At 39.0% G+C, this 21,045-nt stretch carries 15 protein-coding genes, 1 other RNA gene and 1 pseudogene; 14 read left to right on the forward strand and 3 right to left on the reverse strand.

Features of this window, described 5'->3' with window-relative positions; genetic code table 11:
- The 9 genes and pseudogenes from BXY82_RS07375 to BXY82_RS15690 all read left to right on the forward strand — a co-directional run bounded on the left by BXY82_RS07375 (position 1) and on the right by BXY82_RS15690 (position 11,392).
- A complete protein-coding gene (locus BXY82_RS07375) occupies positions 1-777 on the forward strand; it encodes an SDR family NAD(P)-dependent oxidoreductase (RefSeq protein WP_133757566.1) in 777 nt (258 codons plus the stop codon).
- Positions 778-1,035: 258 nt separating this feature from the next.
- Positions 1,036-1,887: a fumarylacetoacetate hydrolase family protein gene (locus tag BXY82_RS07380; protein WP_133757567.1), complete on the forward strand. Its 852-nt coding sequence runs from the start codon at positions 1,036-1,038 to the stop codon at positions 1,885-1,887.
- A gap of 88 nt (positions 1,888-1,975) precedes the next feature.
- Positions 1,976-2,806: an amidohydrolase family protein gene (locus BXY82_RS07385; protein WP_133757568.1), complete on the forward strand. Its 831-nt coding sequence runs from the start codon at positions 1,976-1,978 to the stop codon at positions 2,804-2,806.
- 4 nt (positions 2,807-2,810) lie between these two features.
- Positions 2,811-3,590, forward strand: a complete 780-nt coding sequence (locus BXY82_RS07390) for an SDR family oxidoreductase (protein ID WP_133757569.1) — start codon at positions 2,811-2,813, stop codon at positions 3,588-3,590.
- A 2-nt stretch (positions 3,591-3,592) separates the two neighbouring features.
- Positions 3,593-4,921: an L-fucose:H+ symporter permease gene (gene fucP, locus BXY82_RS07395; protein WP_133758612.1), complete on the forward strand. Its 1,329-nt coding sequence runs from the start codon at positions 3,593-3,595 to the stop codon at positions 4,919-4,921.
- Positions 4,908-5,249, forward strand: coding sequence for an L-rhamnose mutarotase (locus BXY82_RS07400; protein WP_133757570.1), 342 nt, complete (start codon positions 4,908-4,910; stop codon positions 5,247-5,249). Before fucP ends, BXY82_RS07400 begins: the two co-directional genes overlap by 14 nt.
- Before the next feature lie 6 nt (positions 5,250-5,255).
- On the forward strand, positions 5,256-6,404 hold the full coding sequence (locus BXY82_RS07405; protein ID WP_133757571.1) for an alpha-hydroxy acid oxidase: 1,149 nt from the start codon (positions 5,256-5,258) through the stop codon (positions 6,402-6,404).
- A 411-nt stretch (positions 6,405-6,815) separates the two neighbouring features.
- Entirely contained in the window at positions 6,816-9,167 is a 2,352-nt protein-coding gene (locus BXY82_RS07410; RefSeq protein WP_208293687.1) for a glycoside hydrolase family 95 protein, read from the forward strand.
- A 92-nt stretch (positions 9,168-9,259) separates the two neighbouring features.
- Positions 9,260-11,392: pseudogene (locus BXY82_RS15690) on the forward strand (alpha-N-acetylglucosaminidase).
- Between the two features lie 82 nt (positions 11,393-11,474).
- On the opposite strand, the gene BXY82_RS07425 reads toward BXY82_RS15690, so the two are convergent.
- Positions 11,475-12,101 carry a DUF4403 family protein gene (locus tag BXY82_RS07425; RefSeq protein WP_133757575.1) on the reverse strand — a complete coding sequence of 209 codons (627 nt, stop codon included), beginning with the start codon at positions 12,099-12,101 and terminating at the stop codon, positions 11,475-11,477.
- 244 nt (positions 12,102-12,345) lie between these two features.
- On the opposite strand from BXY82_RS07425, the gene BXY82_RS07430 reads away from it, so the two are divergent.
- The 3 genes from BXY82_RS07430 (at position 12,346) to BXY82_RS07440 (ending at position 16,743) form a co-directional block, all read left to right on the forward strand.
- Positions 12,346-12,549, forward strand: coding sequence for a hypothetical protein (locus BXY82_RS07430; RefSeq protein WP_133757576.1), 204 nt, complete (start codon positions 12,346-12,348; stop codon positions 12,547-12,549).
- Between the two features lie 656 nt (positions 12,550-13,205).
- Positions 13,206-15,590, forward strand: coding sequence for a TonB-dependent receptor (locus BXY82_RS07435; RefSeq protein WP_133757577.1), 2,385 nt, complete (start codon positions 13,206-13,208; stop codon positions 15,588-15,590).
- A 67-nt stretch (positions 15,591-15,657) separates the two neighbouring features.
- Positions 15,658-16,743 (forward strand): PepSY-associated TM helix domain-containing protein, encoded by a 1,086-nt coding sequence (locus BXY82_RS07440; protein ID WP_133757578.1) that lies wholly within the window; start codon positions 15,658-15,660, stop codon positions 16,741-16,743.
- Positions 16,744-17,173: 430 nt separating this feature from the next.
- Here the strand turns inward: BXY82_RS07440 and ssrA are convergent.
- Positions 17,174-17,568: a transfer-messenger RNA gene (ssrA, locus tag BXY82_RS07445) on the reverse strand.
- Positions 17,569-17,916: 348 nt separating this feature from the next.
- Here ssrA and BXY82_RS07450 point away from each other — a divergent pair.
- Both BXY82_RS07450 and BXY82_RS07455 read left to right on the forward strand, forming a co-directional pair.
- Positions 17,917-18,783, forward strand: coding sequence for a DMT family transporter (locus tag BXY82_RS07450; protein ID WP_133757579.1), 867 nt, complete (start codon positions 17,917-17,919; stop codon positions 18,781-18,783).
- A 194-nt stretch (positions 18,784-18,977) separates the two neighbouring features.
- Entirely contained in the window at positions 18,978-20,180 is a 1,203-nt protein-coding gene (locus tag BXY82_RS07455; protein WP_133757580.1) for an NAD(P)-dependent oxidoreductase, read from the forward strand.
- A 207-nt stretch (positions 20,181-20,387) separates the two neighbouring features.
- Here BXY82_RS07455 and BXY82_RS07460 read toward each other — a convergent pair whose 3' ends face one another.
- Positions 20,388-21,023: a SanA/YdcF family protein gene (locus tag BXY82_RS07460; RefSeq protein ID WP_133757581.1), complete on the reverse strand. Its 636-nt coding sequence runs from the start codon at positions 21,021-21,023 to the stop codon at positions 20,388-20,390.
- Positions 21,024-21,045 lie beyond the last annotated feature (22 nt).

The following is a 21,045-nucleotide window of genomic DNA, read 5'->3' on the forward strand; positions in this document are numbered from 1 at the left end:
ATGGTATTTATTTTAAAAGGAAAAACAGCCATCATCACCGGTGGTGGAAGTGGAATTGGGAAAGCCATTGCGACCACATTCGCAAAACAAGGCGCACATGTTTGTATTTTAGATTTTAATACAGATAATGGCAATGCTACCGTTTCAGAAATTGAAAAGGAGAAGGGGTCAGCCAATTTTTATCAATGTGATGTTTCTAATCAAGAGCAAGTCGAGGGCATTTTTAAGGAAATAGCGCAGACTAATGCCATCGATATTTTAATAAACAATGCCGGAATAGCGCATGTTGGAAATATTGAAAATACCAATCCCGATGATTTGGACCGTTTGTATAATGTGAATATCAAAGGCGTTTATAATGGAATGAAAGCGGCCATCCCATATTTCAAAAAACAGAACAAAGGGGTGATTGTCAATATGGCGTCCATCGCCTCTTCGGTTGGGATTTCTGACCGTTTTGCCTATTCTATGACTAAAGGCGCGGTGTTGACCATGACCTATTCCGTAGCAAAAGATTATGTGGCTGACGGCATCAGATGTAACTGTATTTCTCCAGCACGTGTGCATACGCCGTTTGTAGATGGATTTATAGAAAAAAATTACCCAGATAATCAGGCTGAAATGTTTGAGAAACTTTCAAAGACCCAACCTATCGGACGCATGGGGAAACCTGAAGAAATAGCCCATTTGGCATTGTATTTATGTAGTGATGAAGCATCGTTTATCACAGGAACTGATTTTCCTATTGATGGCGGATTTATTAAATTGAATGGGTAATTCCCATCCTGCCCTTTCCGAAGGGAAGGAACTCAGACGGAAGTTAAAATGAAATATCGTTTATGAATATTTAAATAAAAACGAATATTAAAAGGTAATGTGAAATGGTTTCCTCCCCTTATTTCAAGGGGAGGTGCCGATAGGCGGAGGGGTTGTTTCAGTTAGACTCAATTAAATCGAAAGACCGATATAAATAACTGCCCATCCCAATAGATGATATCAATAAAAAATAAATAATAGTATAATAACACCTCAAAAATGAAACTCATAAGATTCGGATCAGAAGGTCAAGAAAAACCAGGATTGCAATTAGAAGATAAACGTATAGATGTCAGCGCTTTTGGTGAAGATTTTAACGAAAAATTCTTCGAAACCAACGGATTGGAGCGTTTAAAGGACTGGTTGAAAACCAATGCCGAAAATTGCCCAACAGTGGATGACGCTGTACGTTTAGGATCGCCAATTGGCAGACCTTCCAAATTGGTTTGTGTCGGATTAAATTACGCACAGCACGCTGCTGAAGCGGGTATGAAAGTGCCTTCAGAGCCAGTGTTGTTTTTCAAATCGACCACGGCAATTGTCGGCCCAAATGATAATGTTATCATTCCAAAAAACAGTGAAAAAACAGATTGGGAAGTGGAATTGGCCATCGTGATTGGTAAAAAAGCATCATATGTTGAGTTAGAAGATGCCGACGATTATATCGCGGGATATGTGTTGCATAACGATGTATCTGAACGTGCTTTTCAAATTGAAAAAGAAGGCCAATGGTGTAAGGGGAAAGGTTGTGACACTTTCGCACCGTTAGGACCGTTTATGGCTACTAAAGATGAAGTTAAAGATCCAAATAATTTGAATTTGTGGTTAGAGGTAAACGGCGAGCGTTTGCAAGATTCTTCAACTTCCGATTTTATTTTTAATGTTCAGCATGTAGTGTCCTACATCAGTCAGTTTATGACCTTATTGCCTGGCGATGTGATTTCAACAGGAACGCCATTTGGTGTTGGATTAGGATTCAATCCGCAACGTTATTTAAAACCAGGAGACGTGATGCGTTTAGGGATTGATGGTTTAGGGGTTCAAGAACAAACTGCAGTAGCTTACAAATAAATTTAACGCGCCTATTCAAAATTTAATAGCGCAACAGAAATGGCTAATTTCCAACAGCAGGTGTCCAAAAAACCATAGATAAAAACTCATGAAAATAGACGCACATCAACATTTTTGGTACTTTAATCCGCAAAGAGATGCGTGGATTACTGACGACATGCGTGTGCTTAAACGTGACTTTTTACCTGAAGATTTACAGCCCTTATTGAAGCAGCATCAGTTTGATGGATGCGTTGCCGTACAAGCGGATACTTCAGAAAAGGAAACCGAATTTTTATTGAATTTAGCGGAACAACACCCATTTATAAAAGGTGTTGTGGGCTGGTTGGATTTGTGTAGTGATGCCATCGATGAGCGCTTAGCGCATTTTTCAACCTATAAAAACCTAAAAGGGTTGCGGCATATTGTACAAGCAGAACCAAATGGATATATGCTGCGGAAGGATTTTCAACGCGGGATTTCTAAGTTGGAAAAGTACAATCTCACCTATGACATTTTGATTTTTCCACATCAATTGGAAGAAGCCATCGCACTAGTCAACACTTTTCCTAACCAGAAATTTATACTCGATCATTGTGCAAAACCCTATATCAAAGACGGGAAAATAAAGACCTGGAAACGTCATATCGAAACTCTTTCAGGTTTTGAAAACGTCGCCTGTAAAGTGTCCGGATTAACAACCGAAGCCGATTGGAAGCATTGGGACAACACGACTATACAACCGTATTTGGATGTTGTTTTTAATGCCTTTGGAACCAAGAGAACACTTTTTGGAAGCGATTGGCCAGTAAGTGTATTGGCAGGAACTTATGCCGAAACGGTTGGCCTTATAGAACAATATATTGCCCATTTCACAGAAACCGAACAACAACAGATTATGGGCCTCAACGCAAAAACGTGGTACCATTTAAAAGATTGAAACTATGGATTTAAAACTAAAGGATAAAGTGATCATTGTCACGGGAGGATCAAAAGGTATCGGCAACGGTATTTGTAATTTATTGGCCCAAGAAGGCGCAATTCCTGTGATTGTAGGACGCACGGAATCGGATGTTTTAGAAGCTGTAAAGACCATAAAAGATAATGGAGGGCGAGTATTTCACGCCATTGCGGAACTGACCAATAAGGAAGAATGCAAACAAGCAGTTGAAAAGGTGATTAAAGAATTCGGGCGTATTGACGGCTTGGTGAATAACGCTGGGGTTAATGATGGCGTCGGACTCGAATTTGGGAATTACGATGACTTTATGAGGTCCATCCAGCGCAATGTGGCGCATTATTATGCGATGGCGCAATACGCGTTGCCTGAGCTTAAAAAATCTAAAGGCGCGATTATCAATATTGGTTCCAAAACATCTGTTACAGGCCAAGGTGGCACCTCAGGTTACGCTGCTGCCAATGGTGCCCGAAATGCATTGACCAGAGAATGGGCCTTAGAATTATTACCGTATAGAATCCGAGTCAACGCCGTTATTGTTGCGGAATGTGATACGCCACAATATGCCAGTTGGTTAAAAACCTTTCCAAATCCTGAAGAACGACTGGCTGAAATCACCAAAAATATTCCTTTAGAAAACCGAATGACCACCACTGCTGAAATTGCCAATACGGTCGCATTTTTAGTGTCAGAAGTATCAAGCCATACTACCGGACAATTGGTGTTTGTTGATGGTGGCTACACCCATTTAGACCGCGCTTTATAATGATGAAAAACCTAACTAAACAACCAATCGTATCCCGAAATATTCTCCTGCCATTCATATTGATTACCTCCTTGTTTGCATTGTGGGGAATCGCTAATGATTTAACCAATCCAATGGTGTCGGCATTTAAAAAAGTAATGCCTGAACTCTCCAATACACAAGCGTCTTTGGTGCAGTTCGCGTTTTATTTTGGCTACTTCTTTATGGCCTTGCCCGCAGCCTTGTTCATCAGAAAATACAGTTATAAGTCTGGAATCCTTGTTGGGTTGACCTTGTATGCCATTGGTGCCTTCTTGTTTTTTCCAGCGGCCAAATTCGAAACTTTTAATTACTTTCTAATTTCACTCTGGGTCATGACCTGCGGATTGGCATTTTTAGAAACCACTTCTAATCCGTTGATTTTAGCTTTAGGACCAAAAGAAACCGCCACACAGCGCCTCAATTTAGCCCAGGCTTTTAATCCGATAGGTTCCTTAACGGGAATGATTATCGCCCAAGTGTTTATCATTGATGCCCTTCGATCCGTAGATTTTACGGAAGACGCCTATCAAGCGTTGTCCAGTTCCGAAATGGCAGCCATCAGAGAAAATGATTTAAGCGTCATCAGTGTGCCCTACATTGCTTTAGGTGTTTTGGTCTTGATCATCATGGCCGCAATTATGGCAGTAAAATTCCCTAAGGTGGAAGCGCATTCTAAAATCGCTCTTTCCAAAACATTTAAAATCTTAGCTAAAAACAAAACTTTTATTACCGGTGTCATCGCACAAATGTTTTATGTGGGTGCGCAAATTATGTGCTGGACCTTCATTTTTCAATATGTGGACAATCTGAATGCAACATTACCTGCAGATGAACAACTTACGGCCACTTGGTATAACGTCGGGGCCATGCTATTATTTCTAGCAGGAAGATGGCTCGGAACCCTATCTATGAAGAAAATTAGTCCTGCCAAATTATTGTTCATTTTTGGAATTGGTGGCGTTATCACGACGACGATTACAGTTTTTGTTGGCGGACATTTGGGCTTATACAGCCTAGTGGCAACATCCCTTTTTATGAGTATCATGTTCCCAACTATTTACGGAATTTCGCTCAACAATATGGGCGATGAGGCTAAAATTGGTTCCGCCGGTTTGGTGATGGCCATTGTAGGCGGCGCCTTGTTGCCAGTGTTACAAGGAAGTATATTAGATATTGGAGGCCCTGGCTTTAGCGATGCAAAAATCTTGGGTTACATTCCTGAGGTTAATTTTTCGTTCATCCTACCTCTAATCTGTTTGGCCGTGGTGGCATTATTTGGATATAAAACTATGAAGCATGAAAACGTATAGACACTGTTTTGCACTCGACTTGATCAATGATGACGAATTGATTTCAGCCTACAAAAAACATCATCAAAAAGTGTGGCCCGAAATTGTTGAAAGCATTACCGATAGTGGCATTCTCAATCTAGAGATTTATTCGGTCGAGAATCGTTTGTTTATGATTATGGATGTGAATGAGTCGTTTTCGTTTGATGAAAAGACTAAAAATGATGCCAATAATCCGACAGTTCAAGAATGGGAAAGCCTGATGTGGAAGTATCAACAAGCACTTCCTACTGCCAAAGAAGACGAAAAGTGGTTGTTGATGGAAAAGATTTATCATTTAAAAGCGTAGCGGATCATGGAATTGACAATAAATCCGAAATATCCTTCCGTCACCGATTTACGAAACCGAGCGATGGTGAAAATGCCAAAGTTCGCTTTTGAATATCTTGATGGTGGCTGTAATGAAGATATCAACTTAGATAAAAATCGCACCGACTTGCAAAAAGTGGAATTAATGCCACAGTATTTGTCCAAGTTTGATAAGTCAGATACCCGAACGGAATTGTTTGGGCATACTTACGATTCTCCTTTCGGAATTGCGCCTGTAGGACTTCAAGGTCTGATGTGGCCTAACGCGCCAGAAATTCTGGCCAAAGCCGCCTTTGCGCATAATATTCCGTTTATTCTGAGTACCGTGACGACCTCCAGCATTGAGCGCATTGCGGAACTGACGGAAGGGACTTCTTGGTTTCAACTCTACCATCCTGCGGATGAAAAAGTGAAACGCGACTTATTGGATAGAGCAGCAAACGCCGGCACTGATGTGCTTGTAATTTTAGCCGATGTACCAACCTTTGGATACCGACCGCGAGATATTAGAAATGGCTTGGCCATGCCGCCAACCATGAACCTTAAAAATATTCTTGAAGTATTTACAAAGCCTGATTGGGCGCTTCAAACCTTAATTCACGGGCAACCATCATTCAAAACCATGGAAGCCTATATGCCCAAAGGCCTAAATTTGAAAGGCTTGGGTGAATTTATGGATGCGACATTTTCTGGTCGTTTAAATGAAGACAGAATCGCTTCAATCAGAGATCAGTGGAAAGGAAAACTGGTGATTAAAGGCGTGGTGAGTGAAGAAGATGCGCAGAAAGCGATCAATTTAGGTGTGGATGGATTAATTGTGTCCAATCACGGCGGACGCCAATTGGATGCCGGGCAATCTACCATTGTGCCAATGACACATCTTGCAGAAAAATTTAAGGGCCAAATCAAAATTATGGTCGACTCAGGATTACGTGGTGGCCCGGATATCGCTAGAGCCATGGCAAGCGGTGCCGAATTTACCTTTATGGGCCGTAGTTTTATGTATGGCGTTGGCGCTTTAGGAAAAGAAGGTGGCAATCATACCATTTCGTTGATGAAGCGCGAATTTCAGCAAGTGATGGAGCAGGTGTGTTGTGAAAAGGTTGAGGATTTACCTAGGTTTTTGGTGAAGTGATGCAGATTATAGAGAAGAGAACATAGAAAAGAGAAAAGAGAAATAGAACAAAGAATAGAGAGAAGAGAGAAGAGAGAAGAGAAAATTGTCGATTTACAATTCGCGATTTTCAAATTAAAGCTCACACTTTAATTCTCCTCCTTTTAAAGGAGGAGTGGATTCTGCTTCCGGAGAGAAACAGAAGACGAGGTGGTTTTTTGGATGGTGATGATTAGAATTGAAGATTGAATAAAGAAAAGAGAAAAGAGAATATCGAATACTGAATAAGGAACAAAGAATCAAGAACAAAGAATCAAGAATCAAGACTTGTTTTGAACTAACTCATAATCTTTCGTGAATCTGAATTATGATTGTTCATATTTTACGTGTTTAATGGGACTCAGATTAGATAAATATAAAATTAAAAACAACTTGAAAAATTTAAAATTAGCCTTTAGTGCCTGCTTCGTTTTGTTGACACTAACAACGGTTGCCCAAAAAAGTAATCCTTTAGAATTGTGGTATGAGGAGCCCGCGACAGTGTGGATGACCCAAGCCTTGCCGATTGGGAACGGTTATGTTGGTGCGATGTTTTTTGGAGGCGTTCAGGAAGAACAGATTCAATTTTCAGAAGGTACACTTTGGTCTGGGGGGCCTGAGTCAAATCCGGAGTACAACTTCGGGATCCGCGATGGTGCCCATAAACATTTACCAGAGGTTAGAGCATTATTAGAAGAAGGCAAAAAAGCTGAGGCTCATAAATTAGCACAGTCAAAATTTACAGGAATCATTGATACCGGTAAACAGTATAATGCTGAATTTGGCGATTATGGAGCCCAACAAACCATGGGCGATATTTTTGTAAAAGTGAGGCATTCTGGAGACGTTACTAACTACAAGCGCAGTTTGGATATTAGCAACGCCTTAGGGAAAGTGGAATACACTATTGGTAAAACGACCTATAACCGTACCTATTTTGGAAATTACCCAAGCAATACAATGGTGTACCGTTTTGAAAGCTCCAAAAAGACGGATTATGAAATCCGATTTGAAACCCCGCATGTCCTCGTGTCCCAAAATTTTAAGGACGGCGTCTATACGTTTGAAGGCAAGGTTGCCGATAACAATATGCCGTTTGAAACGAAATTATCCGTGAAAATGTCCGATGGTAAAATAAGTTTCAAGGATGGTGTCATTTATATCAAAAAGGCCAAAGATGTCGTTATTTTAAACACGTCGGCAACAGGATATACTTTAGAGTTTCCTACATATAAGGGCAATGATTATAAGGCAGCAAATAACGCAGTAGTTCAGAAATGGCACAACACCACATTTGAAAAACTAAAGAAAGAACATAGTGCAGATTACACTCATTTATTTGATCGTGTCAGTTTGAATCTGGGCGAGCGCAATGCGCTAAATATGCCTACCAATAAACGTTTACAGGCCTATGCTGAAGGCGCCAATGATAATGCTTTAGAAAGTCTGTACTTTCAATATGCCCGTTATTTAATGATCGCAGGAAGCCGTCCAAACACCATGTCCATGCACTTACAGGGCAAGTGGAACAATTCCACCAACCCGCCGTGGGCTGCTGACTACCACAGTAATATTAACTTGGAAATGATTTATTGGCCTGCTGAAATGACCAATCTTTCTGAATGTCATGAACCGTTTTTAGACTTGATTGAGAGTTTGGTGGAGCCAGGGAAATTGGCCGCCAAAGAATTTTTTAATATCCGTGGTTGGATGGCCAATACCATGATTAATGCTTTTGGGTATACCTCACCAGGATGGGGTGTGGACTGGGGATTCTTTCCAACCGGCGCAGCGTGGTTTTCGCAACATTTATGGGACCATTATGATTTTACCCAAGACAAAACCTATTTGAAAGAAAAGGCCTATCCTATCATGAAGGAATCGGCGCTTTTTTGGATCGATTATTTGACTAAAGATGAAAATGGCAAGTTAGTCTCTACGCCTTCGTATTCGCCAGAACACGGTGGGATTTCGCAAGGTGCTTCTATGGACCATCAAATTGCCTGGGATATTTTAAACAATTCACTCAAAGCGGCTGAGGTGTTAGGAATCAATGATGACTTTACCAATACCGCAAAATTGACTAGAGATGCTATTTTACTTCCAAAAATTGGCTCTTGGGGACAATTACAAGAGTGGACCGAAGATGTTGATGATCCAAAAAGCGACCACCGTCACGTTTCTCATTTATTCGCTTTACATCCAGGAAATCAAATTTCCACCGCGAAAACTCCAGAATTGGCGGAAGCATCACGTGTTACACTAAACGCTCGTGGTGATAGTGGAACAGGTTGGTCTCGTGGATGGAAAATGAACTTTTGGGCACGTCTAAATGACGGAAACCGGACCCATAAAATGTTGAAAAGCTTACTAAAACCTGTAGCCGATAACAATACCGGGACATCCACGGCTGGAGGTACTTATTCCAATTTATTGTGTGCACATCCACCATTTCAACTCGATGGAAATATGGGAGGCGCTTCCGGAATGGTAGAAATGCTGTTACAATCGCACTCCGGAATCATCGAATTGTTGCCAGCCTTACCGGACGCCTGGAGCTCAGGAGAAGTGACGGGACTAAAGGCTCGTGGCGGATTTGAAATAGATATGCGTTGGGAAAATGGACGTGTCAAAGAAGCCAAGATTGTAGGAGCACCTAACCAATCAGGCGAAGTTAAAGTATATGATGAGGTGTTAACATTCAGCTTAAATGCTGACGGTATTTATACTTATAAAGTGCAATAGTTCCATCTCTAAAACAGCGTGTTTACGTGATTAAAAAGCTCCAATTCACAATAACGGTACGAACAATCTTAGTTGGTGCACTCTCCAGCACAATGCTGTTGAGTTGCGCTGGCCAACGCCATTCCCACGCCGTCGTCGAAAATTTAGCGGAGCGAATACTGCCTGTAACAACTTCAAAACAATTTGCTTTTGAAAAACTAGACAATGGTGGACTTGATAAATTTGAGTTACGTACTAAAAACGGCAAAGTATTGGTTAAAGGAAACACGCCCGTAGCCATGGCTTCAGGGCTGAATTGGTATCTCAAATATCATACGAATAGCAGTGTGTCGTGGAGTGGAAATCAAATTGACCTTCCTAAGTCGTTACCCCAAATTGAGGGGTCAATAATTAAAGAATCGGCATTTGAGCACGCCTACTATCTCAACTATTGCACGTTTAATTATACCATGTCTTTTTGGGATTGGGACCGCTGGGAGCAGGAAATTGACTGGATGGCTTTAAATGGCATCAATCTACCGCTCGCTATTACCGGTACTGAAGCGGTTTGGTACAACGTACTTAAAAGATTGAATTATTCAGAAACGGAAATTCTGGAATTTATTCCTGGTCCTGCATTTACCAGTTGATGGCTGATGACCAATTTGGAAGGGTGGGGCGGTCCTGTTTCAAAAGAGTATATCGACCAGCAAGTAGCCTTGCAAAAAAAGATTCTCAAACGCATGCGCGAGTATGGGATGAAGCCTGTGCTCCCCGGGTTTTACGGTATGGTACCGAATAATCTCAAAGAAAAATATCCTGATGCCGATATTCGCGATCAAGGGCTTTGGGCTGGCGGATTTAAAAGACCGGCATTTTTGTTGCCTACCGATCCGCTGTTCTTGGAAATCGCTAAAATTTTTTATGAAGAACAAAAAAAGCTGTTTGGCGAAACGGAGTATTTCTCCGGAGATCCTTTTCACGAAGGTGGGAGTACCGATGGCATTGACTTGTCTGCCGCGGGAGAGAATTTAATCGGTAGCGTCAAACAGGTGTATCCTAATGCGAAGTGGGTGTTTCAAGCTTGGCATGCCAATCCGAGGTTGGAACTGTTATCCCGAATTAAAGCGGAAGATATCTTAATTCTGGATTTGGATGCCGATAACAACCCACAGTGGTCACAGAAGAACGCATGGGGAGATAAAAACTGGATCTGGTCCACCATTACTAATTACGGCGGAAATGTTGGGATGTTTGGGAGGCTTGATGTCATTAATCGTGAAATTTTTAAAGCCGAGGAAAAGCATCCGCAGAGTTTAAAAGGCATTGGCGTGATGCCCGAAGGGATTGAAAATAATCCTGTGGTTTATGAGCTGTTGTACGAGTTTAGATGGAGAGATGGGGCTGTAGATATGGATACCTGGTTAGCAGATTATGCCCACAGACGGTATGGTATTGCTAACCCTAACTTAAACAAGGCTTGGCAGGTCCTAAATAACACAGTGTATGGCAAGAAAATTGGTCCGCCATACCAACAAGGCACCAACGAATCCATTTTTTGTGCCCGTCCGTCGCTAAATATCACAAGTGTTTCCAGTTGGGCAACCACCGAGTTACACTATAATCCTGTAGAGTTGTTGGAAGCTTGGCAATTGTTCATTCAAGAATCTGATGGTTTAGCGGACCGTACCAATTTTCAATATGATTTGGTAGACCTAACCCGACAAGTATTGGCCAACTACGCACAGGTGATCTATGCTGATATGGTGCGCCACTATAAAAATGGCGACTTAAGCGGTTTTAATAGGGCCAGCGAAAAATTCACCACCTTATTAAAAGATCAAGACCGCTTATTAAATTCCAGAAAAGAGTTCATGTTAGGGCTTTGGTTAGAAGCTGCAAAATCTAGAGCGACTAATCCTGCCGAAAAAGACTTATTTGAATACAATGCGCGGACTCAAATTACCACCTGGAGTTTTCAAGATTCCAATTTACACGATTATGCCCATAGAGAATGGGGCGGGATGCTGTCTGATTTCTATCTGCCACGATGGGAATTGTTCATTGCCAAACTTAAGGCTGAATTGAACGGCGAACACTCTAAAGATATCGATTATTATGCTTTTGAAGAGGGTTGGAATAATGAGCACAAGCTGTTTCCCACCACAGAACAAGGTGATGGCGTGGCCATTGCTAAAGCCTTATACGCCACCTATATTCAAGACATAAAAGCAGCCTATCAATAATATGCGTTTTTTAACAAACTTATAAAAATTATCAGGTATAATAGCGCTCCACTAAAGATGAAGTTCTAATTTTTTGCTATCCCTAGAGTTCCAAATCGTCGATGCTGATCACGCCCCAGCCTTGGGTATGGATGAGTACCCAGATCACATCTTTTTTGATTTCAAAATGACTAATAGTGAAACTAGCGACATTCCCCATAATGGAAATCCCTTTTGTCGTTTTTAATTTCGACGCCAATTGCGCATTGATGAGAGCGATTTTTTCGTTGACGATGGGCATTAGATCAATGCTCAACGTGTTGATGACTTTTTTATAGATAAAGGTGTTCAAAACAGTTTTCAGCAGTGTGTTGGTCACCCAGTTCTTTCCGCTACTGTCCATATCGTAGGCTTCCACGTATAATTTTTGGGTGGCCACATCCAATTTTAAATCGGCCAGGACCGATACATCAACCGTATTATTGTTAAATAACAGCGTGAGCGGTTGTAGGTGTAGCTTTAGACTGAGATTATATTCTGGATGATCACTTTCTTCCAGCTTCAAATCGAGGATTTTAAAGTAGTTGGAAGTGTTGCCTTTATCATCTTTATGACTGATGTTGGTATCCTTAAATTTTTTCTTCAGGAAGGCATCCAAGACTTTAAAACCCATTTGAACGGGCAAGGTTAATGAAATATCCTGATCTGACGGGGTTGGATTGGTATTCATAGCAATAACATTGAGAAGTAGAAAATTAAGATAAATTTTGAAAGCAGGTTGTCTTCTTGCGATGTTATCTTATCTCAAATGAATGATGCATATAATATTTTACTAGAATCATTTGAGACAGTAGGAAGATTATAAATAGAGTTAACAATAATTATTTATATAACAGTTTGAATTTTGATTTGTCAATTACTGTTCTCTTTTCCTTATATTCATTATCTTTTACCACTAACTAAACTTGATTATAATGAATAACACCGTCAAAACAATTTTAATGGTCGCCGGAATTGTGCTATTAATTTATGGTATTTACACATTGATTGCTCCAGAAGCCTCAATAAGTGTTGGGCCGCTAAATGTTGAAGCACAAGATAATACCAATTCTTATATCACTATAGGATTAGGGATTGTCGCACTAGTGGCTAGCTTTTTAGGTGGTAAAAAGGCGTGATGTGTCTAGCACTTTAATATATTGAGCTTATATATGCGATCAATTTGAATGTCTTAGACAATTCAATTGTAGTGAGTCTTCGTTAATCATAAACTATAAATGAGCTGCATCATTTGCTTGTTTTCTTGATAAAAGTCCATTCATTATGAAAGATCGATTGTTAAAAAACTCCATGGTTTTTTCACTTCAATACTTTTCTAAACTCCACTTCCGTTACCAAGGTTTTCTAAGATTTAAATGAGTTCCCACGTTCCTATTAATTCTGGAGTGATACTTGCAATTTTCTCATTATTATTTGAACACGATAAAAAACACATTGATAATATTAAAATATATTTTTCTTATAGGTTATTGGTTCGTTATAATTGAGGTTAAAAATATCTAAACATACTTAAATTGTTTACAACTTATTTGTGTCTTAACGAATTTAATCTTTTTCTATTAAAGCATTAGGTCTATTTTACACAAACCATTTAAATTGAATGTGGTGACACATGACGTTAAAAATATAAGGGTTCACCTTCTTTTAGCCCGACCTATTTGATGATTTCCAATGACTCAAATTAGAGATATTAAAAAAGCCAAATTTTTTCTTGTCAAGGTAATTTTCAGTATTTATATTTGCTCACTATTTTTAACTAATCTAAATAAGAATAATGAAATACTATTTATTGACTGCCCTTCTCTTAATTTCTTTAAAAACATTTTGCCAGTCTACCCTAAATGGACAAATTACAAGCGAAGCAACGGAACCAGTACCTGGTGCAACGATATATGTTGAAGAATTACAAAAATGGACTACATCAGATTTTGATGGATTCTACACCTTATCGGACATTCCAGAAGGAACCTGGACAGTAACGATAAGAATGATGGGTTACAAAACAAAAAAGGAAAAATTAAATTTCTCCTCCAATGGTTCGGTAACCTTCAACTCTATCTTAAAAGAGGATTTTGGTAGTCTGGACGAAGTTATCGTTTCAGCCAGTAGGCAAACAGAATATCTCTCGGAAATTCCAGCATCTGTCACCGTTGTAAATTCGGTCAAACTCCAAGAATTCACGCAGCTTACATCTAATATCAATGACATCCTCGCATTTACCGTTCCTGGATTGGCCGTGAGTACAGGCACTTTTTCCAATTGGGGACAAACCTTAAGAGGTCGATCTTTATTGGTAATGGTAGATGGAATTCCTCAATCTACTCCTCTGAGAAATGGACAATTGGGAATTAAGAGTATTAACCCCAATGATATAAGTCGGGTTGAAGTAATAAAAGGTGCAACTTCAATATTCGGTAACGGCGGAAATGGTGGCTTTATCAACTATATTACCAAAAACCCCAATACTGCTGAAAAAATAAGCGGAATTACCAATATTTGGGGCACCTCTCAACTTTCTAAATCAGATAACGCACTGGGTTATGGAGTATATCAATCCCTTACGGGTCAAATAGATAAATTTAATTACTACGTTAGTGGAAGTATAGAACAAACCGGAAACAAATATAATGCAAAAGGAGTTCCACTTCTTCCAACTTACGGTTTTGACAATACAGATATTTATAGTGTTTATGGCAAACTAGAATATGTACTTGCTGAAAATCAAAAATTGACTCTCAATGGCAACTTTTATAAATCGCTTCAAGATTCACCTTTTATCCCAGTATTTGCAGAAGTTTCGGTATTAAATAAGGATGGAGACTTCCAATTAACTCCCGGATATGGTGTGGAAGGATCCATTCCTGGAGAAGAACCTACAGGTTCACAATTGATAAACGGAAGGTTAAAATATAATTTAAATTCTATATTTTCTGGTACTACAGATTTTGAGACCGATCTCTATTATTCAAAAGCCAAAAGTATTTTCTTTTATTCTGATAAATTTGAGAATGGAGGTCAATCTGTAATCAATTCAGAAAAATATGGACTGAGGCCAAATTTTAATACCAGATTCAATTTTAACAATGTTATGGATCTATCATTTATCTATGGTCTTGATTTATTAAGGGATAAAACTAATCAAGGACTATTAGATGGCAGGCTGTGGGTACCAAATATAGAACTTACGGGCGTGGCTCCTTATTTACAAACCACCTTCAAGATGGATCAAAAATGGGTATTTAAGGCAGGAGTACGGTATGACGATTTAAAAATGGATATTGTAGATTACAGCACGTTACCCTATTCTCCAAAAGGCGACGGAAACTTTAATCCTTCCATAGCCGTTCAAGGTGGCGAGCTGGCGTTTAATAATATAGCTTTTAATTTGGGGGTCCGGTTTATAGAACACCAGGAGTTTATTCCATACATCAGTTATTCCCAAGGCTTCTCCATTGCCGATTTGGGATCTATTTTAAGATCTGCGGTAGCTGAAAACATTAACGATATTCAATTGGAACCAGCTGTTACCAATAATTATGAATTCGGGTTTATTTCTAAATTCAATAATTTCCGCCTAGAAGCGGTGGGGTACTATAGCACTTCAAATTTGGGTACCGGTGTTTCATTCAGTGATGAGTTAAATTCTTTTATACCTTCGGAGCAGCCTCAAAAGATATTCGGAGGGGAATTGTCACTCGATTATAAGTTTCCAAATAATAAATTGATCATAGGGACATCCTATTCCTATGTGGAAGGACTAAAGAATTCTAAAGGAGATGAAAACAACTTGAGCTATGTTGGTGGAGATGTTATTTCTGCGCCTAAGTTAACCGCCTATGCTACATGGAAGCCAATCAGCAAGTTAAGTGCTACTTTGAATGTGATCAACTTAAGTGATCGAAAAAGATTTGATCCATTTCAGGATGCAGCCGGGAATTATGCTTTTAGACATACTGAATTTCCTGTAAATGGCTACACCTTGGTCAATCTCTCTGCGCGTTACGAAATAATGGATAATTTAGATATTTCGTTAGGTGTAAACAATCTGTTTAATGAGTATTATTTACCAGCGAGATCGCAATGGGCTGCACCATTAAGATCTTTTACAGCAGTAGGGGAAGGCGCGAATGCCAAAATAGGAATCACATATAATTTTTAAATAAGGCAGGCAATTACTATATCTCATTGTATAAGCAACAACTCCCTAATACAACTAAACTTAACTCGTGAAGCTTTTCCCTAAAATAGCCAAGAAAATACATCTTTATCTAGGGTTGTCATGTGGTCTTATAGCATCTATATCAGGACTCACCGGTGCTTTATACGTATGGCAGCCAGAGATAACGGCCGCTTTAAATCCAAAATTACTCCAGGTAGATGCTTTTGATACTATTTCGGAAGCATCAATCTTAAAAACTTCACTGGCACTTTATGAAAACCAAAAGGACTCTGTAGCTAAAATATTTCTTCCTTATCGGGAACAGCAAACAATTTCCATTGTCTATACCACTGGAGAAACCCTGTATTATCATCCTGAAAATGGAATAGTTTTAGGTCAAAAGTCTGTTTCTATATCATTTTTCGAAGATTTGATACATATCCATCGAACCCTAGGCATTCCTGAAATAGGTAAATATATTGTGGGTGGAAGTGCTCTTTTGTTTTTCGTTTTCCTTCTCACCTCTGGAATGTTTATATGGTGGAAAAAATATAAAGAAAATATAAAAAAAGGGATTAAGATTAAATGGAAACGAAATAAGAAGCGGGTTAATTATGACCTACATAAAACCTTCGGGTTTTTCTTTTTTATGCCTTTGATGCTCATGGCTTTTTCTGGTGGTTATTTTACCTATAACACTTATTATAAAGAGGGTTTTAAACTGACAGATGGCTTTATGGAAAACACCAAACCTGAAAAAGATATGAAAACCGACAATGTCTTAGACTTGCAAGATTTATTGGAGAATCCGGATAAAAATTATGCACTCCGTGCCATCTACGTTCCACACGATGCAAATGGAACATATCAATTTAGGTATATCAAGGATCGTTTTATTGTTCCCGGACTTAGAAGAACCAAGGAATTAAAAGTAGATCAAAATGGTAAAGTCATTAATGTTGCCTCATTTGACAGTGATCCGGTTAGCGAACAAATAGCAGCACAAATGTATCCTGTTCATATTGGAGAAATCGCTGGATTGCTGGGGAGAATATTGGTTTTTATTTCAGGATTTGTTCCAGCGCTTTTATTTGTAACTGGATTTAAATATTTTTATTTTCGAACGTTTAAAAAGACCATAAATAAAAATTAGCTTTTTCACGACCAAAGCAAAGGTTCTTATAGTTTCAGGCCAATTGTAATGACTTAAAAACATGAATATAGTATCTATAAGTATAAGATTTTAAATTTTGTAAAGCGTTGATAAGTATTGGAATGATAGGTTTAACGAGAGTTATTTTGAAACGTCATATAGCTATGCAAATTGGTCTTAAGATGAAATGAGTTGCATTTACATGAAAAAAAAATTTAAAACCCTGTAAGGCATAGTTTTACAGGGTTTTTAGTGAGTTTTGGCACCCCAAAACTGGAGTCGGAGAGATTAACTACGTTGTTCTCAATCACTCCAATTCTGCAATTACAACTGGCTGTCCTTTCAGTCCAGGTACTTTAAAACAACAAAATCCGCTCAAGCAAGCTTGGCGGATTTCTTATGTTTCAAATCACGTTCCAGTTGTGATTGATTGTGGAGTCGGAGAGAATCGAACTCTCGTCCAAACAAGTTACTAAAGGGCCTTCTACACGCTTATTCTTTTCTTGGGTTTTCGATTGCAAGCTGGTTAAAGACAACCCACTTACAACTTATCTTCTTAGTTTCAAGAGCAAATCGAAGCGCTTCACTCTCTATGTCAACATTTACGATGTCTCTGAGCTGACCGCCGCTGACCAGGGCTTTCAAGAGACATTTAGCTTCCCTACCTAGTAGAGATTAGCAAATCTTACTGTGATTCAGATTATGCAGCTAAAGCGTAGTTATTCTCGCCGTTTAAAAGTGTGAAATAGTCTTTTACGTGTTTCAATTTCATTACACGACGTGCTTACCGTTCAATAAATCTCGCTGTCAAAACCAGTCGACCCCAAATATTGTAATAGTAATTTTTTATTTTTGTCAAGGTATAAGTTCCGATAACTCGGAGCTTATAATCTAACGCAGTTGCAAAGTTATCAAAAAACTTCTTCTAATCTTGCAACCATCTTCTTTATTTCAAAAAGTATGCCATGTCAAAAGAATTTTCAATAGATGTCAAACTGACTGCCATACCCAGGAAAAGTTTTAGAATAAATTATTGTAATATCATTTTTTCCTATGACAATGCATATTTGTAAAAATTGGGATAATATAGTATCAATAATAGACTATTTAATATAATAGGATATAAGACATAAATCATACTTTTGCGGTCTTAAAAATTTAAGTAGTTCTCCTATGACAAAACCAAGAATTGCCCTCGCTGTTGGAATCATATGTATTTCAATTTTTCCAATTTTGGTGAAGTTGAATTTAACACCTGGATTGGTATCTGCTTTTTATAGAATGGCCATTGCGTCTGCAATCTTGGTGCCTTATGTTTTCATCACAAAACAATTTAAAGTTACCTCACGTAAAGCATTCTGGTTAGCGGTTATTTGTGGTGTCGTTTTTGGTTTGGATGTGGGGGTGTGGAATATAGCTATTCAAGAGTCTACTGCTACACAGGCAACGCTGTTAACCAATTTGTCACCGGTATGGGTAGGCATTGGTGCATTTTTGTTTTTAAAGGATAAGCCAAAGCAGAATTTTTGGATTGGTACCGTTGTCGCAATTGCAGGCATGGTGCTGTTGGTGGGCTTTGATTTGTTTCTGAACCTCGATTTTAATCTGGCCTTTATGTTTGGTATCCTTTCAGGAATGCTCTATGCAGTCTATATGTTAACCAGTAAGCGCATTTTGGGAGAATTGGAGGTCATGACATTTATGACCGTCAGCCTCGTTTCTTCAGTGGTTGCACTTGGGATTTTAAGTTATGTCTTGGATGAGCCCTTCAGCGGATTTTCTTATAACGGTTGGTTGGTGTTGGCTATTCAGGGGATTGTATGTCAGCTTCTGGCGTGGTTACTAATTAGTTTTGCCACAAAACACATGCGAGCTACAAGAGTGTCTGTAAGTTTGTTGGGGCAGGCGGTATTGGCGTCCATTTTGGCGTGGTGGTTGTTAGATGAACAAATTTCATTGCAAATGGTCATTGGCGGAATAGTATTACTTCTCGGTATCCGACTTACATTTTATGAAAAACCTCTCTTAAAAAAGAAGTAAAAATTGCCTCTCATTTTGCTAAATTACCTCGTGTCTTGAGAGCTAAGGTTAGTTTAGTAGGTATTTTTTTGTTAAATGTTTCAAATCCACTTATTTTCGTGGCAAATGGTTTGTAGATTTTAAATTGACTCATAATTTTTAATCTATAACTACTGGAGTTTCTGTTTAAAACACATTCATAATCATCATTGTCAATGAAATTTGCCATCATCAAAGAACGTAAAAACCCACCAGACAGACGTGTTGTATTTTCACCTGAAAAATTAGCGGAAGCCAGGATGCAATTTCCCGATGCAGAGTTTATAGTAGAGGCGAGTGAGGTCCGGATTTTTCCGGATGCTGCTTATAGAGCGCTGGGTTTTGAAGTGACTGATGATGTGTCTAGTGCTGATGTGATGCTTGGAGTTAAGGAGGTCCCAATCGAGGCATTAATCCCAAATAAAAAATACTTTTTCTTTTCACACACCATAAAAAAACAACCTTATAATAGGGGGCTCCTTCAGGCCATTATCGAAAATAATATTGAGCTTTTTGATCATGAAACCATTGTAAAAAAGAGTGGGGCACGACTGATAGGTTTTGGACGTTATGCAGGGCTAGTTGGTGCATACAACGGATTTAGAGGGTTAGGCCTTCGAGATCATCTATATAAACTACCTAAAGTAGAAGCGCTCTCTGATTTAAATGCTGTTAAGGCTGAGCTTGATAAAATAAAGGTGCCAAACATTAAAATTTTACTTTCAGGAACTGGAAAAGTAGCTTATGGCGCAAAAGAAATACTAGATCACCTTCAAATTAAGGAAGTCAGTGATGCCCTGTATCTCACTTCAGAATTTACAGAACCGGTGTACTGTATGGTAGATGTTATGGAGTATAACAAGCGAAAAGACGGCAAGGTGGGCAACAAGCAGCAGTTTTATAAAGACCCTACAGGTTACGAAAGTAACTTTATGGCCTATGCTAAAGCCACGGACCTGTTTATTGCGGGGCACTTTTATGGCAATAATGCACCTTACTTATATACACGAGAAGACGCAAAATCACCTGAGTTCAGGATTAATTTTGTTGCTGATATCAGTTGCGATATTGATGGACCTATAGCTTCAACCATAAGACCCTCTACAATTGCCAATCCATTTTACGGCTATGATGCAAAAAATGAGAACGAGGTTGCATTTGATGCAACAGGTGCTATAAGTGTAATGGCTGTTGATAATTTACCATGCGAGTTGCCAAAAGATGCAAGCGAAGGTTTCGGAGATATGTTTTTGGACAATGTCATTCCGGCATTTTTCAACGGGGATGAACGCGGTATACTGAAACGAGCTAAGGTGACTTCAAATAGGCGTTTAACAGAGCGGTTTAGTTATTTACAAAGTTATCTGGATGGACACTGAATTAAGATTTTAAAATGTCAATCAAGACTTTAATAGCATCAACCAATGATGTATTCTCCGGTTATTACCAGCTATTTAAACAGTAATATAACCTCTGGGAGATTAATTTAAGTGGTTTAAAATTTATCAATCTCCTATATTGTCAAGTGTATCAATAGCCTTCGGTTATCTTACTGACTAAGGTGGAGTTGGTTAGATATTGCTGCCTTATTCAATGTTTATTTTTTCACCTAAATATTTAGGTTGTACATTAAATATGGCATCGGCAGCAGCTTTGGTCCGGGCTAAATATTCCCTGATTTTTGTTTTAAAACCGTAACTATTACTTACATCTTTGGCATTATAGGCAATGGCGTCAATGTTGAAATGTTTAGCCAAGAAGATGGCACGTTCATTATGGAACTGCTGCGAAATGATCGTAAATGTAGAGAGTCCGAAAACTTCATTAGCCCTGACCACAGAATCTAATGTTCTGAAGCCGGCAAAATCTAAGAAAATTCGCTCTTCTGGTATGCCTCTCGCCACAAGATCGTCTTTAAAGGTTGTAGGTTCGTCATAATTAATGCTCCCATTATCGCCACTTACCAGAATGTAATCTATCTTTTCAGCTTCAAAAAGTGCTACAGCTGCATTTATACGGTATGCATAATACAGATTGACAGATCCGGAACTTAAATATTTGCTAGTGCCTAAAAGCAGGCCTACCTTATTTTTGGGGATTTGGGAACTTTTGTCATAAAGCTGATCTTGCGTCTTATAGGTTATCCAATAATTAATGGCCATAACCCCAATAATTAATAGTGAAATACAAAAGAGTAGCGCTCTAGTTAATTTTCTGATCATAGCGTTGGTATGGAGTTACTTT

Source organism: Gelidibacter sediminis, from assembly GCF_004364975.1.
GTDB lineage: Bacteria > Bacteroidota > Bacteroidia > Flavobacteriales > Flavobacteriaceae > Gelidibacter > Gelidibacter sediminis.

Coding starts and splice junctions, on each gene's coding strand:
- BXY82_RS07375 (WP_133757566.1), top strand. CDS start 1: ATGGTATTTATTTTAAAAGGAAAAACAGCCATCATCACCGGTGGTGGA.
- BXY82_RS07380 (WP_133757567.1), top strand. CDS start 1,036: ATGAAACTCATAAGATTCGGATCAGAAGGTCAAGAAAAACCAGGATTG.
- BXY82_RS07385 (WP_133757568.1), top strand. CDS start 1,976: ATGAAAATAGACGCACATCAACATTTTTGGTACTTTAATCCGCAAAGA.
- BXY82_RS07390 (WP_133757569.1), top strand. CDS start 2,811: ATGGATTTAAAACTAAAGGATAAAGTGATCATTGTCACGGGAGGATCA.
- fucP (WP_133758612.1), top strand. CDS start 3,593: ATGAAAAACCTAACTAAACAACCAATCGTATCCCGAAATATTCTCCTG.
- BXY82_RS07400 (WP_133757570.1), top strand. CDS start 4,908: ATGAAAACGTATAGACACTGTTTTGCACTCGACTTGATCAATGATGAC.
- BXY82_RS07405 (WP_133757571.1), top strand. CDS start 5,256: ATGGAATTGACAATAAATCCGAAATATCCTTCCGTCACCGATTTACGA.
- BXY82_RS07425 (WP_133757575.1), bottom strand. CDS start 12,101: ATGAATACCAATCCAACCCCGTCAGATCAGGATATTTCATTAACCTTG.
- BXY82_RS07430 (WP_133757576.1), top strand. CDS start 12,346: ATGAATAACACCGTCAAAACAATTTTAATGGTCGCCGGAATTGTGCTA.
- BXY82_RS07435 (WP_133757577.1), top strand. CDS start 13,206: ATGAAATACTATTTATTGACTGCCCTTCTCTTAATTTCTTTAAAAACA.
- BXY82_RS07450 (WP_133757579.1), top strand. CDS start 17,917: ATGACAAAACCAAGAATTGCCCTCGCTGTTGGAATCATATGTATTTCA.
- BXY82_RS07455 (WP_133757580.1), top strand. CDS start 18,978: ATGAAATTTGCCATCATCAAAGAACGTAAAAACCCACCAGACAGACGT.
- BXY82_RS07460 (WP_133757581.1), bottom strand. CDS start 21,023: ATGATCAGAAAATTAACTAGAGCGCTACTCTTTTGTATTTCACTATTA.